The sequence below is a fragment of the Gordonia sp. NPDC003950 genome, from assembly GCF_053605205.1.
This window is the reverse complement of sequence record NZ_JBSGIT010000032.1, coordinates 12705-27678: the sequence shown is the minus strand read 5'-3', so window position 1 is coordinate 27678 and position 14974 is coordinate 12705. Positions and strand designations below refer to the sequence as shown.

Annotated in this window: 14 protein-coding genes; 7 read left to right on the top strand and 7 right to left on the bottom strand. The window is 66.9% G+C overall.

Annotated elements, in window-relative coordinates:
• Window positions 1-771: a (7aS)-7a-methyl-1,5-dioxo-2,3,5,6,7,7a-hexahydro-1H-indene-carboxyl-CoA hydrolase gene (gene echA20 / locus ACWETB_RS21765; protein ID WP_348806578.1), complete on the bottom strand. Its 771-nt coding sequence runs from the start codon at window positions 769-771 to the stop codon at window positions 1-3.
• A 92-nt stretch (window positions 772-863) separates the two neighbouring features.
• On the opposite strand from echA20, the gene ACWETB_RS21760 reads away from it, so the two are divergent.
• The 3 genes from ACWETB_RS21760 (at window position 864) to ACWETB_RS21750 (ending at window position 3084) form a co-directional block, all read left to right on the top strand.
• Window positions 864-1664, top strand: coding sequence for an SDR family oxidoreductase (locus tag ACWETB_RS21760; RefSeq protein WP_348806579.1), 801 nt, complete (start codon window positions 864-866; stop codon window positions 1662-1664).
• 78 nt (window positions 1665-1742) lie between these two features.
• Complete coding sequence (locus ACWETB_RS21755) at window positions 1743-2642, top strand: SDR family oxidoreductase (RefSeq protein WP_348806580.1); 900 nt, start codon at window positions 1743-1745, stop codon at window positions 2640-2642.
• Window positions 2643-2712: 70 nt separating this feature from the next.
• Complete coding sequence (locus ACWETB_RS21750; RefSeq protein WP_348806581.1) at window positions 2713-3084, top strand: hypothetical protein; 372 nt, start codon at window positions 2713-2715, stop codon at window positions 3082-3084.
• A gap of 64 nt (window positions 3085-3148) precedes the next feature.
• Here the strand turns inward: ACWETB_RS21750 and ACWETB_RS21745 are convergent, their stop codons facing one another.
• Entirely contained in the window at window positions 3149-3805 is a 657-nt protein-coding gene (locus ACWETB_RS21745) for a GNAT family N-acetyltransferase (protein WP_348806582.1), read from the bottom strand.
• Window positions 3806-3956: 151 nt separating this feature from the next.
• Between ACWETB_RS21745 and fadD8 the strand changes: the two genes are divergently transcribed.
• On the top strand, window positions 3957-5594 hold the full coding sequence (gene fadD8, locus ACWETB_RS21740) for a fatty-acid--CoA ligase FadD8 (protein ID WP_452213590.1): 1638 nt from the start codon (window positions 3957-3959) through the stop codon (window positions 5592-5594).
• Between the two features lie 234 nt (window positions 5595-5828).
• Here fadD8 and ACWETB_RS21735 read toward each other — a convergent pair whose 3' ends face one another.
• A complete protein-coding gene (locus ACWETB_RS21735; protein WP_348806584.1) occupies window positions 5829-6185 on the bottom strand; it encodes an ArsR/SmtB family transcription factor in 357 nt (118 codons plus the stop codon).
• Between the two features lie 59 nt (window positions 6186-6244).
• On the opposite strand from ACWETB_RS21735, the gene ACWETB_RS21730 reads away from it, so the two are divergent.
• Window positions 6245-8191, top strand: coding sequence for a heavy metal translocating P-type ATPase (locus ACWETB_RS21730; protein ID WP_348806585.1), 1947 nt, complete (start codon window positions 6245-6247; stop codon window positions 8189-8191).
• Window positions 8192-8214: 23 nt separating this feature from the next.
• Here the strand turns inward: ACWETB_RS21730 and ACWETB_RS21725 are convergent, their stop codons facing one another.
• Both ACWETB_RS21725 and ACWETB_RS21720 read right to left on the bottom strand, forming a co-directional pair.
• Window positions 8215-9366 carry a DUF5685 family protein gene (locus ACWETB_RS21725; protein WP_452213587.1) on the bottom strand — a complete coding sequence of 384 codons (1152 nt, stop codon included), beginning with the start codon at window positions 9364-9366 and terminating at the stop codon, window positions 8215-8217.
• A 95-nt stretch (window positions 9367-9461) separates the two neighbouring features.
• A complete protein-coding gene (locus ACWETB_RS21720; RefSeq protein WP_348806587.1) occupies window positions 9462-10718 on the bottom strand; it encodes a cytochrome P450 in 1257 nt (418 codons plus the stop codon).
• A 174-nt stretch (window positions 10719-10892) separates the two neighbouring features.
• Between ACWETB_RS21720 and ACWETB_RS21715 the strand changes: the two genes are divergently transcribed.
• Window positions 10893-11534, top strand: coding sequence for a TetR/AcrR family transcriptional regulator (locus ACWETB_RS21715; RefSeq protein ID WP_452213585.1), 642 nt, complete (start codon window positions 10893-10895; stop codon window positions 11532-11534).
• Window positions 11535-11717: 183 nt separating this feature from the next.
• Here the strand turns inward: ACWETB_RS21715 and ACWETB_RS21710 are convergent, their stop codons facing one another.
• Complete coding sequence (locus tag ACWETB_RS21710; RefSeq protein ID WP_348806589.1) at window positions 11718-12197, bottom strand: nitroreductase family deazaflavin-dependent oxidoreductase; 480 nt, start codon at window positions 12195-12197, stop codon at window positions 11718-11720.
• 3 nt (window positions 12198-12200) lie between these two features.
• Window positions 12201-13364, bottom strand: coding sequence for a steroid 3-ketoacyl-CoA thiolase (locus ACWETB_RS21705; RefSeq protein ID WP_452213583.1), 1164 nt, complete (start codon window positions 13362-13364; stop codon window positions 12201-12203).
• A 421-nt stretch (window positions 13365-13785) separates the two neighbouring features.
• Here ACWETB_RS21705 and ACWETB_RS21700 point away from each other — a divergent pair, with 421 nt between their 5' ends.
• Window positions 13786-14973: a cytochrome P450 gene (locus ACWETB_RS21700; RefSeq protein ID WP_452213629.1), complete on the top strand. Its 1188-nt coding sequence runs from the start codon at window positions 13786-13788 to the stop codon at window positions 14971-14973.
• The last annotated feature ends 1 nt before the right edge of the window (window position 14974 follow it).

Sequence of the window (14974 nt, the reverse complement as noted above, 5' to 3'; positions counted from 1 at the left end):
TCAGGAATGTCCTGTCGTGTTGAGTGCTTTTCCGGTGGCCACGAACGCATCTCGATGCTCGTCGGCCACCCCGGCCAGGTTGAGCTCGAAGGTGTAGCCCTGCTCGAGCCGGTAGCTCGCCTTGACGTCGACCGGATCGATGTGGTTGATCGCCGACTTCGCGGCGCGGATCACCCGGGTGTCCTTCGCCGCGATCTTCTCGGCCACCTCGGTTGCGGCGGAATCGAGTTCGTCGGCGGGTACCACCCGGTACACCGAACCGAAGTGCAGCAACTGTTCGGCCGTGACGTTCTGCGCGGTGTAGTAGAGGGTGCGCATCATGTGCTGTGGTACCAGGCGGGCGAGATGTGTTGCGGCGCCGAGTGCTCCGCGGTCGACCTCGGGCAGCCCGAACACCGCCCCCTCGGATGCGACGATCACGTCGGCGTTGCCGACGAGGCCGATACCGCCACCGACGCAGAAACCGTTGACCGCGACGACCACTGGGACCGCGCAGTCATAGACGGCGCTGAAGGCGGCCGCACAACCATGATTCGCCGCGATCAGCGCATCGAAGCCGTCGGTCGCCTGCATCTCCTTGATGTCGACGCCGGCGTTGAAGCCGCGGCCCTCGGCGCGCAGGACGACGACGTGGGTCTCCGGGTGCTCACCGAGGGAGGTGATCTCCTCGGCGAGTTCGAACCAGGCCGCCGACGGCAGGGCGTTGACCGGCGGGAAGTCGACGGTGACGGTGACGACCCCGGTGGCGGTGCGTGTGGTGGTGATCGGCACGCGTGCTCCTCTCGGCAGAGCGGACTTGGGTCACCAGAACGATCTGGAGATCCAACCAAGCAAGTGCTTGGTTGTTTGGTAGGGTAGCACCCATGACGGCGACGGTGCGTGCGAGCAGCGGATTCGATCTGGGGCTGACCGGCAAGGTCGTCCTGGTCACCGGCGGTGTGCGCGGCGTGGGCCTGGGCATCGTGCGGGTCCTGGCCGAATTCGGGGCGATCCCGGTGGCATGCGCCCGGCATCGCAACGACGCCCTCGACGCGGTGGCCGGTGCCGGTTTCGCCGCCTGCGACGTGCGCGACGAGGATGCGGTGGCCGACACGCTCGCCGGGATCGTCGCCGAGCACGGTCGCGTCGACGGCGTCGTCAACAACGCGGGTGGGTCGCCGTTCGCTCTCGCCGCCGACGCGTCGCCACGATTCGCCACCAAGATCATCGAACTCAACCTCGTCGCGCCGCTGATCGTCGCGCGTGCCGCGCATGCGGTCATGCGTACGCAGGAGGGCGGCGGTGCCATCGTGAACATCTCGAGTGTGAGCGGGCACCGTCCGTCGCCGGGAACCTCCGCCTACGGGGCGGCCAAGGCGGGCCTGGACAACCTGACCGGATCGCTCGCCGTCGAATGGGCACCGCGGGTGCGCGTCAACTCGGTCGTCGCCGGTCCGGTGGAAACCGAACAGGCACACCTGCATTACGGCGACGACGACGGTGTCGCCGCGGTCGGGCGCACCATCCCGATGGGCCGGATGGCCCGGCCCGCCGACGTCGGGACCGCGGCCGCATTTCTGTTGTCGCCGTTGGCTGCTTACATCACCGGCTCCACCCTCACGGTGCACGGCGGCGGCGAGCGGCCGGCGTTCCTGGCCGCGTCCACCGCGGGTAACGACGGCTGAGGGTCGTCGGCACTCATACCTCGCGCGAAACATGCTCGAGCTTCAAGACTTTCCGGATGTCATCGAAAGGGAACAATCGTGGGTGATGCGGGATTGAACGCCGGACGGGTGGTCGTGGTGACCGGGGCCGGCCAGGGGATCGGCCGGGCGCACGCGCTGGCGTTCGCCGCCGACGGGGCGAAAGTCGTCGTCAACGACTTCGTGCCCGAGGCCGCCGAGGCCGTCGTCGCAGAGATCCGGGCGGCCGGCGGGTCTGCGGTGGCGGCACCGGGTGATGTGGCCGACTGGGAGACCGCGGCAGGCATCGTCGCGACGGCCGTCGACGAGTTCGGTGCGCTCGACATCCTGGTCAACAACGCCGGTTTCGTGCGCGACCGGATGCTGGTGTCGATGTCCGAGGACGAGTGGGACGCGGTGATCCGCGTGCATCTCAAGGGGCACTTCGTCATGCTGCGTCACGCCGCGGAATACTGGCGGGCGCAATCGAAGTCGGGTGCGCCGCGCGCCGCGCGGGTCGTCAACACCTCGTCCGGTGCGGGTTTGTTCGGGTCGGTCGGGCAGGGCAATTACGTTGCGGCCAAGGCGGGTATCGCCGCGCTCACCGTCCAGGCGGCCGCCGAGATGGGCGGGTACGGGGTGACGGTCAACGCGATCGCGCCGGCGGCGCGCACCCAGATGACGCTCGGGGCGGGCGAGGAGATGGCCGCGCAGATGGCGGCGCCGGCCGACGGCTCCTTCGACGCGATGGACCCGGCCAACATCTCGCCGCTCGTGCTGTGGCTGGCCTCGCCCGAATCCGGGTCGGTGACCGGCCGCGTATTCGAGGTCGAGGGCGGCAAGATCTCGGTCACCGACGGCTGGCAGCGTAGCGTCGAACGCGACAAGGGGGATCGGTGGTCGCCGTCGGAACTGGGGCCGGTGATCGCCGAGATCCTGGACAAGGCACCGGTGCCGATGCCGGTGTACGGCGCGCGCTGACCGGCAGGGCGCGCTGACGACGCAGGTAGCATCACCGAGTTACGTCCGGCCACAACAGATCTGGGGATCAATGACCGAGTCCGTCGAACAGTCACGGGTCGCGGCCGCCAAAGCCTACGTCGACGCGCTGGTGTCGCACGACGCATCCGGGGTGTCCCTGCACCCGGACTGCACCCGCGTCGAGTTCGGGATCAAGACCGGCCGCAACGGTCCGCACATCGCGAAGAGTCTGGAACGCGGGCCCCAGTTCCGGGTGATCATGAGGATCAGCGGATTCGAGGCCACCGTCGACGGGCACAGCGTCACCACGCGCTACTTCGTGCATGTGCGACCGAAGGTCGCGGGGCTTGCGGCGCCCGTCTCGGAGACGTTCGTCGTCGACGAGGATCTGCGCATCCGGGCCATCGTCGCCCGCTTCGGGGTGCCGCGGCGGGTGGACTGACTGCTCGCGGAGACGACGAACGCGGCCCGCGAAGGCGAGCCGCGTTCGTGACAAGAGTCGGGGTTCAGGCGCCCGGGGCGCGCACCACCATCGGGACACCCGGGAAGTAGGCGGCCATCTCCGAGCGGGACTTGCGCAGCGCCGCGGTGCCGTAGCCGTGCTTGCGGTGCTCCGGGTGAATCCAGATACGCACATCCACCTCGCCGGAGGTGAGCTCGCCGAAGACGAAGCCGACCTTCGCGTCGCCCTCGGTGGCGACCAGCCAGACGGCCTCCTCCTTCTCGACGCGGTCGGTGGCCTTGGTCAGCTCGTCGTCGAGATCACCCGCGGGGGCGCCCGAGCCGTCGCCGGCGACGCCGAGTTCCTCGGTGCGCACGGCGAAGAGATCGGCGTCGAGTTCGAGGGCGAACGGCCGCAGGTCCAGGGTGTCGCCGCTGCTGGCCGGGCGTTCGGCGAGGGTGAAGGTCAGCGCGTTGTTGAGGTCGTCGAGTTCGGCCTGATTCTTGCGGCGCTCGCTCTTGGTGAGCTGATCGAGTTTCATGTCGAGGATCGCCTCGGCGCCGAGCTGAGACTTGTCCAGCAGGGTGGCGAGGGCGGCGACCGCCTCGTCGTGATCGTCGGCCTCGACGATGGTGTCGAGGACCTCGTGGCGGCGTTCGAGCGCGGTCAGAAGGGCATCGGTGATGTCGCGGCGGGTGGTGGCCAGGTCCAGATCTGTCATGACGTCGATCCTAGTGAGCTACCGGTAAGTAGGATGTGTAACACGTTCTAGTGTGTATCTGACGCTACATGGGGTGTATTCATGCACGTCATACGGAATTCGTGGCGGCTTGCCCTTTCCCATTTCTGGAACACGTCCTAGTCTTGGGGTCATGACTGTGGACAGCTCAGCGACCGACTTCGACCCACTGCGCACCGGAGTGCACCTCGGCGATCTGATGGTCGCCGCCCTGCGTCGGCACCGCGACCACCAGGTTCTCGAGCTCGGCGACGTCGAATTGACCGGCGGTGAGATGGCCGACGCCGTCAGCCGATACGTCCAGGCCTTCGAATCTCTGGGAGCCGGATCCGGGTCGGCAGTCGGGTTGCTGGCGCTCAACCGCCCCGAGGTGCTGCTGGTGATCGGTGCCGGCCAGACGCAAGGGTGGCGACGCACCGCCCTGCATCCGTTGGGGTCGCTCGACGACCACGCCTACGTCCTCTCCGACGCCGGCGTCACCACCCTCGTCATCGACCCGGTGCCGATGTTCGTCGAACGGGCCGCCGCGCTGGTGGAACGCGTCGACAGTCTCAAGCAGGTGCTGACGCTCGGTCCGGTGCCGGAGGCGTTGTCGGCGTACGGCCGGGATGTGATCGCCGAGGCCGACACGTTCTCGCCGCGCCCGCTGACCGCGGCACCGCTGCCGCCGGATCACATCGTGTCCATCACCTACACCGGTGGCACCACCGGAAAACCCAAGGGCGTCATCGGTACCGCGTCGGCGATGGCCACCATGACGCAGATCCAGCTCGCCGAATGGGAGTGGCCCGAACGCCCCCGGTTCCTCATGTGCACGCCGTTGTCACATGCGGGCGCCGCCTTCTTCGTGCCGACGCTGATGAAGGGCGGCACCATGATCGTGCTGGCCAAGTTCGATCCGGCGGAGGTGCTGCGCACCATCGAGGAGAAGAAGATCACCGCAACCATGCTGGTGCCGTCGATGCTGTATGCACTGCTCGATCATCCGGATTCGAAGACCCGCGACCTGTCGTCTCTGGAAACCGTGTATTACGGTGCGTCGGCGATCAATCCGGTGCGGCTGGCCGAGGCGATCGAACGATTCGGGCCCATCTTCGCGCAGTACTACGGGCAGTCCGAGGCGCCGATGGTGATCAGCTACCTCGGCAAGCACGATCATCCGGGCCCGGGGGAGGACCCGCGTCGGCTCGCCAGTTGTGGTCGGCCGTCGGCCTTTCTGCGGACCGCGCTGCTCGGCCCCGACGATACCCCGGTCGCGCCGGGTGAACCCGGCGAGATCTGCGTCTCGGGACCGCTTCTCGCCGGAGGCTATTGGGGCCTGCCGGAACAAACCGCCGACACCTTCCGCGACGGCTGGCTGCGCACCGGCGACGTCGCCCGTGAGGACGAGGACGGCTTCTGGTACATCGTCGACCGCACCAAGGACATGATCGTCACGGGCGGTTTCAACGTCTTCCCGCGCGAGGTGGAAGATGTTGTCGCCGAACACCCCTCGGTCGCCCAGGTCGGTGTCATCGGAGTCCCCGACGAGAAGTGGGGTGAGGCGGTGACCGCGGTCGTCGTGCTGCGGTCCGACGCCGCCGCCGACGATGCGGCACGCGCGACTATCACCGCCGAGATCCAGGAGTCGGTGAAGGCGCGCAAGGGTGCGGTGCAATCACCCAAACAGGTCATCTTCGCCGAATCGCTGCCGCTGACCGCCCTCGGCAAGCCCGACAAGAAGGCGCTGCGCGCACGGTTCTGGGACGCCTCGGAGCGGGGTGTGGGCTGAGCGCAGCGTCCCGGTTGCGTTGAGTGGGCGTCCTTTTCCGTCGACTGTGCGCCGTTTCGCGTTGAGTGTGCGTGCTTTCGTGTCGACTGTGCGTTGAGAGGCTGATCCGACGAGCCTGCGGGTGCCCTCTAGACGAGGAACAGCGCCCACTCGACTGAAATCAGCGCCCACTCGACTGAAATCAGCGCCCACTCGACGGGGAACAGCGCCCACTCGACGGAAGCGTGCCGGGGACTACGCGGTGTCGTGCCCGCGATCCCCGAGGCGCAGGTGCTCGATGTGGTACACCGCTTCGTCGAGGAGCGACGCGACGTGTGAGTCGTAGAGGCTGTAGGTGACACTGCGGCCGTTTCGGGTGCCGACGACAAGGCCGAGTGCGCGTAACAGGCGTAGCTGGTGCGAGACCGCGGGTTGTTCCATCCCGACGGCCTCGGCCAGTTCGGTGACGGTGCACGGTTCGTTCCGCAACTGCGTGAGGATCAGTAGGCGATTGGGGGAGGCCAACGCCTGCAGGGTCTCGGCGACGGTGGCGGCCGACGCGGCATCCAGCGAGGCGCTCGGCGTCGATCTGCCCTGCACTCCGTGACCCATGGATCGAGTCAACCACATCCACAATATATGTACATATCTACATGTGTAGTCTTCTGCATATGTCGAGTGATGTGTGCGTGTTGTCGGTGCCGCGTTCCAGTGGAGTCCCGCGTCGTCGATGGTGGTCGGGGCTGTGGGCGGTGCCCTCGGTGCGGTGGGCCGTGGCGGCGACGATGCTGTTTCTGGGTGGCCTGGCCGTGCAACTCTCCGGCGGCCCGACGTGGTTGATGTGGGCGCTCTACCTGGCCTGCTACGTGACCGGGGGATGGGAACCGGCACTCGAGGGCTTGCTCGCGCTGCGTGGGCGTGCGCTCGACGTCGACCTGTTGATGATCGTCGCCGCCATCGGGGCCGCCGCGATCGGGCAGATCTTCGACGGTGCCCTGCTCATCGTCATCTTCGCCACCTCCGGCGCGTTGGAGGACGTCGCCACGCGACGCACCGAGGATTCGGTGCGCAGCCTCCTCGATCTCACCCCCGAACAGGCCACCCGCATCGACGCCGACGGCGCGGAAACCGTCGTCGACGCCACGGCGTTGCGGGTCGGTGACGTGATCGCGATCCGCCCCGGAGAACGCATCGCCGCTGACGCCACCGTGCTCGACGGGGCCAGTGACGTCGACCAGTCCTCGATCACCGGCGAACCCCTCCCGGTGGCCACCACCAGTGGCGGGACGGTCTACGCCGGAACGCTCAACGGCACCGGGGCATTACGGGCTCGCGTCGACACCCCGCCCGGACAGACGGTGGTGGCACGCATCGTTGCGATGGCCGAAGAGGCGAGCGCCACCAAGGCGTCGGCCCAACTGTTCATCGAGAAGGTCGAGCACGTGTACTCAGTCGTGGTGGTCGGCGCCACCCTGGCGCTCTTCGGAATTCCGCTGGCGTTCGGTGCCGACCTACAGCCAACCCTGTTGCGCGCCATGACCTTCATGATCGTCGCGTCGCCGTGCGCGGTGGTGCTGGCCACGATGCCTCCGCTGCTCTCGGCGATCGCGACCGCCGGGCGCCGCGGTGTGCTGGTGAAGTCCGCGGTGATCATGGAGAAACTCGCCGACATCGGTCGGGTCGCGCTGGACAAAACCGGGACGTTGACCACCGGTCGGCCGACCGTCACCGACGTCGTCGCGATCGGAAGCGCCGGCGCTACCGAGGTTCTCGGGTTGGCGGCCGCCGCGGAGCAACACAGCGAGCACCCGCTTGGCCGGGCCATCGTCGCCGCCGCACGCGAGCAAGGAGTCGCCGTCGCCGACGTCACCGACTTCGGATCGCGGCCCGGCGTCGGCGTCCACGCCACCCTCGATGGCCGCATCATCGAGGTTGTCGCCGCCGAGAAGGTCGCCGATGATCCACGAATCATGGTGCCCCGCTCCATGATCGATGAGCTCGGTGGAACCGGTGTCGGTGTCCGTGTCGGCGGCGAGGTCATCGGCGTGATCGGGCTGCATGACCGGCTCCGGTCCGGCGCACGCGACGTCGTCGGTGCGATCACGGTGGTGACGGGCACCATCCCGGTCCTGTTGACCGGTGACAATCACGCTGCGGCGCAGCATATTGCGGATTCGGTCGGCATCCGCGGGGTGGGTGCGCAGATGCTGCCGGAACAGAAGGTCGACGCGGTCAACAAGATGCGGGAGGACGGCGCCGTCCGGGTCGCGGTGGTCGGCGACGGCATCAACGATGCGCCCGCCCTCGCGACCGCCGACGTCGGAATCGCCATGGGCCGCATCGGTGCCGACCTCACACTGGCGACCGCTGACGTGGTGATCGTCCGCGACGACCTGGCCGCCGTACCGGCGGTGCTCTCGCTGGCGCGCCGCGTGAGACGGGTCGTCATCGCCAACCTCGTCATCGCGTCGACGTTCATCGCGGTGCTCGTGACCTGGGATCTCGTAGGGCATCTGCCGCTACCACTCGGGGTCGCCGGTCACGAGGGTTCCACTGTCATTGTGGCGCTGAACGGGCTTCGGCTGCTGTCGTCACGGGCGTGGCCGTCGGATCACTGACACCAGAGCGCAAGCGCGTGTCCTCAGGGGCAATCGCAGCAGTCGCAATCGCAGCAGTCGCAATCACAATCATCGCAGTCGCAGCACTCGTTCTTCCACTTGTCGCTGCAGTGATTCCAGTGGTCGGTGCAGCAGGCCTGGCCCGAGCAGGTGGTCCACACGAACGGTCCGAGGCGCTCGAGAAACCCGCGGTTGGGCAGGAAAGGTGGTGGGTACGGCCATGATTCGGGATAGTCCGGGGGCGGGAACGGCGGCCAGCCGGTGGGATTGGGGTAGGCGGACTCCGGGGAGTGGTTGTGGCACAGCGAAACAAGCCCGTGGCTACGTGAGCGTCGGGAGATGGCACGGTGTAGCCCGTCGAGGAGTACCGCGCGCAGCAGTCGGTCATCGTCGAGGTGGAGCAGGTCGTAGCGTCGGCGGATGGCCTTGGCCAGTCGTCGGCAGTCGGCCAGTGCCGACGCGACATCGGTATCGGTGGCGCGCAGCGGATTGAAGACGCCCTCGGTGAGGTCGGTGTCGTAGTCGTCGACGGCGTCCAGCAGATGGGCGATCGCACCGAAATCGGCGCCGATCGCCGCGAGGTGATCGCGATTGCCCGGAACCCCGGCGGCGTCGGCGGTCGCGGCAAAGACGTCGGCGCAGACCTGGGTGGCGGGCGACAGGATCTCGTGTAGGTCGGTGGAAGTGGATTCGATGTCGGCCTGGCGGGCCAGGGTGGCCATCATGTCGTCGATGGACAGGTCCGTCGACGACGACGCGGACCTGGTGGCGGCACGGTGCAGTCGCCGCGTCGCGACTCCGGCGGCGGCTGCGCGGACGCGGGAGCGTGGTGCCAGGCCGTGGGTCTGTTCGGCGGGGATGTCGGCGGCCTTGCCCGCGGCCAGGGTCAGGGAGGCGGTGGCGGCCAATCGAATTCCCGGCTCCGCGCCGACCATGACTTCGGCACGACGCATCCCCCGCAGCGGGCATCGTCCGGCGGTGGTCAGCTCGGCTGGGACGCTGCGCTGCGCAGCCGTGAGCACCGAGATCATCACCGCATCGGTGTTTGTGGTCAGCCGCGAGGCCTGCCCGTGGGAATCGCGCAGTTCCAGGCACAATCCACACAGATGTGCGCGCCACAGGTCGGCGAGTTCATCGTCGAGTGTGTGGCGGCATGGTTGCAGGACCCCGAACATGGCGACATCCAATCACTTCGCGTGAACGTCCACCAGCGGAGCGTGCCGACGGGTCCGTCGGATGGCGTACCCGGTCGGCCTCCCTACGCGGAGCCTCAGTGCGCCACCGGACAGGCGGAGTAGCGGACCGGTAGCTCCTTCACCCCGTTCAGCCAGCCCGAACGGACCCGACGCATCTCGCCGACGCGCGAGATGTCCGGCAGAACGTCGGCGATCGCATCGAAGATCAGGTTCAGTTCCAGCCGGGCCAGGTTCGCGCCGATGCAGAAGTGTGCACCGTTGCCACCGAAGGCCAAGTGCGGATTGGGATCTCGAAGGATGTTGAACGTGAATGGATCGTCGAAGACGTCCTCGTCGTAGTTGGCGGAACTATAGAACAGGCCGACGCGCTGGCCCTTGGCGATCGGTACCCCGCCGAGTTCGGTGTCGGCCAGGGCGGTGCGCTGGAACGCGTTGACCGGGGTCGACCAGCGTAGGATCTCGTCGACGGCCGTCCGGGGCCGGTTGTCACGGAACAACTTCCAGACGTCGGGGTGGTCGAGGAAGGCATTCATGCCGTGCGTCGTCGCGTTGCGGGTGGTCTCGTTGCCGGCGGTCATCAGCAGGATGACGAAGAACCCGAACTCCATCTCGTCGAGCGCCTCACCGTCGATGTCGGCCTGCACGAGGGTGGTGACGATGTCCTCGGCCGGATTCTTGCGGCGTTCCTCGGCCATCTGATAGGCGTAGCCGAGGAGTTCGGCGTTGGCGACGGTCGGTTCGATGGTCTGATCGGGATCGTCGGAGTTGATGATGGCGTCGACGAGTTCGTGGATCCGCGGGCGATCGGGGATCGGCACCCCGATGAGGTCCAGGATGGCCTGCAGCGGAAGGTGGATCGCGATGTCGTCGACGAAGTTTCCGGTATCGCGTGCCGCGGCCTCCTCGACGACCCGGCGGGCGGTGTCGTGCAGTCGCTCTTCCAGCGCGCCGACGGCCTTGGGCGTGAAGATCCGCGAGATGATCTTGCGCAAACGAGTGTGCTCCGGCGGATCATGGTTGATGAGAAGGGCTTTGGTGAACTCGATCTGATCGGCCGTGACGTACTCGGGTAGCCGGATGATCGCGCCGTTGGCGTTGGTGGACCACAGCGCGGAGTTCTTCGAGATCTCGCGGACGTGCTGATGCTTGGACACCACCCAGAAGCCGCCGTCATGGAATCCGCCGCCGGTGCCCGGCGCCTGGGCGTTCCACCACACCGGGGCGGTGCGACGTAGCTGTGCGAACTCGTCGAGGGGTAGGCCCCGCTCGAGCAGGTCGGGATCGGTGAAGTCGAAGCCCGGACCGAAGGGGCAGGTGGTGGCTGCGGTCATGGTTGTCCTCCCGGCGCGGATCGCGAGCCGTGCATAAATCCGCCAAATGATGTGTCGTGAGTCACTTCACCATACACCTATTCAAGTCCGTATGGTCAACAGATCCGAGACCCGATCAAGGACCGACGCGCTAGGGTGAGCATCCATGGGGCGGACGGGACACGAGGGACGCTGATGCGCACACATGGATGGTCTGGTCGCCCTCCGGCCACCGACGACGAAGCCGTGGCCCGGATCCTCTCGGCCACGCGGGAGGTCATCGACGAACGCGGCGAGGCGACCAAACTCGCCGACGTCGCACGCCTGCTCGGCGTCACCCGGCAAACCGTGTACCGCTACTTCCCCAGCACCGAAGCCCTTCTCGCCGCGACCGCCATCGACGCCGTCGGCGGCTTCCTCGACGGAATCGCCGCCCGACTGGCGGGCGTCACCGAACCGGACGTCGCCATCATCGAAGGTGTGCTCGCCGTCCTCGACTCCGTCGCGCAGGACCGATACATGGGCATCCTGCTGCGGCCCGGACATCAGAGTCTCCCGGTGATCGGGGAGATCACCTCCGGCGGCGCACGAGTGTTCGCGCACACCATGGTCGATCGGATGGACGTCGACTGGGCCGGCCGCGGCTACACCGACGCCGACAAGGAACTCATCGTCGAAATCGTGCTACGCACACTGCAGTCACTCATCATCGACCCCGGCGACGACAAGCGCTCCGAGACCGGCCGTCGCGAGCTGCTCGACCGGTGGCTCGGTGCCGCGGTCCGGGCGATGCCTACGACAGTTCCGGCCGAGATCGGCGAGATGCGTTCTCGCTGAGTGTGGTTGGCGGTGGTGAGCTGTCCAGCGCCGGTGTGGGAGGTCTCGACGCGGACTCAGCTTCGCTTCGCCCGGCTCGACCATCGGACGGGGCTCGCTTGACCGGTCGCCCTCAGCGCGGTTCGCAGATGACCACCGGAATGGTCCGCTCCGGCGGTGACATTCGTTGGACGGGAGCGGACCTCAGCGCGGTTCGCAGATGACCACCGGAATGGTCCGCTCCGTCCAGGCATCGTAGGTGTCGAAGTCCGGATACAGCTCCACGAGCTGCGGCCACAACTCATCCCGCTCGGCGGCGTCGGCGGTCCGCGCGGTGAGTTCGTGACGATCGCGTCCCACCTCGATCGTCACCTCGGGGTTGTCCCGCAGATTCAGATACCACGCCGGATTCTTCGCCAGGCCGCCCTGGGACGCCACGACGACGAAATCCTTTCCGCGGCGCAGATAGAGGAGTGGGGCGGTACGCGGCTTGCCGGACTTGCGGCCCGTGGTCGTCAACAGGCACACCGACACCGGCTTGCGAAAACCGGCACCGATGCGCCACTTGTTGCCGAGCCGGCCACCGCTGATCCGATAGATCGCGGTGTTGAACCGCGAACCCACCTTGATCAGCTTCGCTACGACCGGCGAATCCAGTTGGTCGGGACGGTTGTTGGCGTCCACGGATCAGATGCGTTCGAGGATCGTGCCGGTCGCCATGGCGCCGCCGGCACACATGGTGATCAGCGCTGTCTGCTTGTCGGTCCGTTCCAGTTCGTGCAGGGCCGTCGTGATCAGGCGAGAACCGGTGCTGCCCACCGGATGTCCGAGGGCGATGGCACCGCCGTTGACGTTCACCTTGTCCATGTCGGCGCCGTGTACCTGTGCCCAACTCAACACCACCGATGCGAACGCCTCGTTGATCTCCACGAGATCGAGGTCGGACAACGACATTCCGGCCTTGGCCAGCACCCGTTCGGTCGCCTGCACCGGACCGTCGAGATGGAAATGCGGTTCCGCACCGACCAGCGCCTGCGCGCGAAGCCGGGCCCGCGGGGTCAGGCCGAGGTCCCGCGCCTTCGCCTCGTCCATCAGCAGGATGGCCGCGGCACCGTCGGAGATCTGCGATGACGTTCCCGCGGTGTGGATTCCCCCGTCGATCACCGGCTTCAGTGCGCCGAGTGTCTCCAGTGTGGTGTCGCGCAGTCCCTGATCGCGCGTCACGTCGAGAACGTTGCCGGTGAACTCGCCGTCCTTGGTACGTTCAGGTGCCTTGAGGCTCAACACCTCTCGATTGAAGCGGCCTTCGTCCCAGGCCTTCCGCGCATTCTGCTGACTGCGCAGGCCGAGGGCATCGATGTCGTCCCGGGTGATCCCGCGTCGCCGGGCGATCCGCTCGGCCGCCTCGAACTGGTTGGGCATGTCGACGTTCCACGAATCGGCGTGGTAGGGGCCGGCCGACGTGCCGACGTTGGCGCCGAGGGGCACCGTCGTCATCGTCTCCACCCCGCAGGCGACACCGACCTCGATGGTGCCGGTGGCGATGAGGCCCGCGATGAGGTGATTGGCCTGCTGCGCCGACCCGCACTGGCAATCGATGGTCGTCGCCCCGGTCTGCTCGGGAAGGCCCGCCGACAGCCACGCCTTCCGGGTGATGTTCCCGGCCTGGGCGCCGGCCTGCGTCACACATCCGCCGATGGTCTGCTCGACGAGGGCGGGGTCGATCCCGGCCCGCTCGAGCAGGCCGCGTTGGGTGAGGCCGAGTAACTCCTCGGCATGCAGGCCCGACAACCAGCCGGCTCGCTTACCGATCGGTGTCCGCACCGCTTCGACGATCACCGGGACGCCCATGGTCAAGTCCTTTCGAGGTTACCGACTTCTCCGCCCAAACTAGAACATGTTTCAGTTTGAGTCCAGGTCCTGCGGATGCGGAGGAAGCCGCCGGTGGCGATATCTCGATCATCCCTGGACATCAGTCCTGTAATCACGGACTGGGACGGTCGCCCAAATCACAAAAGGGACGCTCGTCTGGGGCGATCGTCCAGAAAAAAGTAGAACGAGTTCTCGTCTTGGCCGGTGTACGTGTGTACCGTGGGTCACACATGAGACCGAAACCGGATCTCATCTCACGCAGGAAACGACAGGTGGTGTGACAGTGGTCAAGACCGTCAACGTTTCCGCAGAGGAATCGTCAGCAGGCGCTTCATCTGCGGAGGGGGCGAACAGCCTCGCCTTCACGCAGCAGGAGGGATGGGATTTCACCAACCCTGAGCTGCTCGAACAAGGGCTGCCGCTGCAGGAGTTCGCGGCGTTGCGCAAGACGGCGCCGGTCTGGTGGAATGCGCAACGGCCGGGCAAGGGGGGTGGCTTCCACGACGGCGGCTACTGGGTGGTCTCCAAGCACGCGCACATCCGCGAGATCTCCAAGAACAACGCCGACTGGTCCACGGCGAGCAACGGCGTCATCATGCGCTTCGACGACGACATGCCGCAGGACCAACTCGACGTCACCAAGGCGCTGCTGATCAACCACGATCCGCCGGATCACACCCGGCTGCGCAAGCTGGTCTCCAAGGCCTTCACCCCGCGCGCGGTCCAGGCCCTCGAGGACAAGCTCGACGACGCGGCACGGACCATCGTCAAGCAGGCCGCGGATCGGGGAACCGGCGACTTCGTGCACGACGTCGCCGTCGACCTCCCCCTGCTGGCGATCGCCGATCTGCTCGGCGTGCCCGAGGCCGACCGCGTCAAGCTGTTCGACTGGTCGAACAACATGATGAATTACGACGATCCCGACTTCGCCGAGGATCCGCAGATGGCGTCGGCCGAGATTCTCGGCTACGGCTACACGATGGCCGAGGAGCGTCGCCGCAATCCCGTCGACGACATCGTCTCGGTGCTGGTCAATGCCGACATCGACGGCCAGAGCCTCGACGAGACCGAGTTCGGGTTCTTCTTCATCCTGCTCACCGTCGCCGGCAACGAGACCACCCGCAACGCGATCAGTCACGGCATGAACGCCTTCCTCGAACATCCCGATCAGTGGGAGCTGTTCAAGCGGGATCGTCCGGCCACCGCCGTCGACGAGATCGTCCGATGGGCGACACCGGTGAACTGCTTCCAGCGCACCGCCAAGCGGGACACCCAGATCGGTGGCGTCGACATCGCCGAAGGGGAGCGCGTCGGCCTGTTCTACGGATCGGCCAACTACGACGAGGACGTCTTCGAGGACCCGTACTCGTTCAACATCCTGCGAGATCCCAACCCGCACGTCGGATTCGGCGGCAACGGAGCGCATTTCTGCGTGGGCGCCAACCTCGCACGCATGGAGATCAACCTGATGTTCAACGCGCTGGCCGATCTCGTTCCCGACATCACCCGCCTCGAGGTGCCCCGCCGGCTGCGGCACGGCTGGATCAACGGTGTCAAGGAACTGCAGGTCGACTACGGGACGAAGTGAC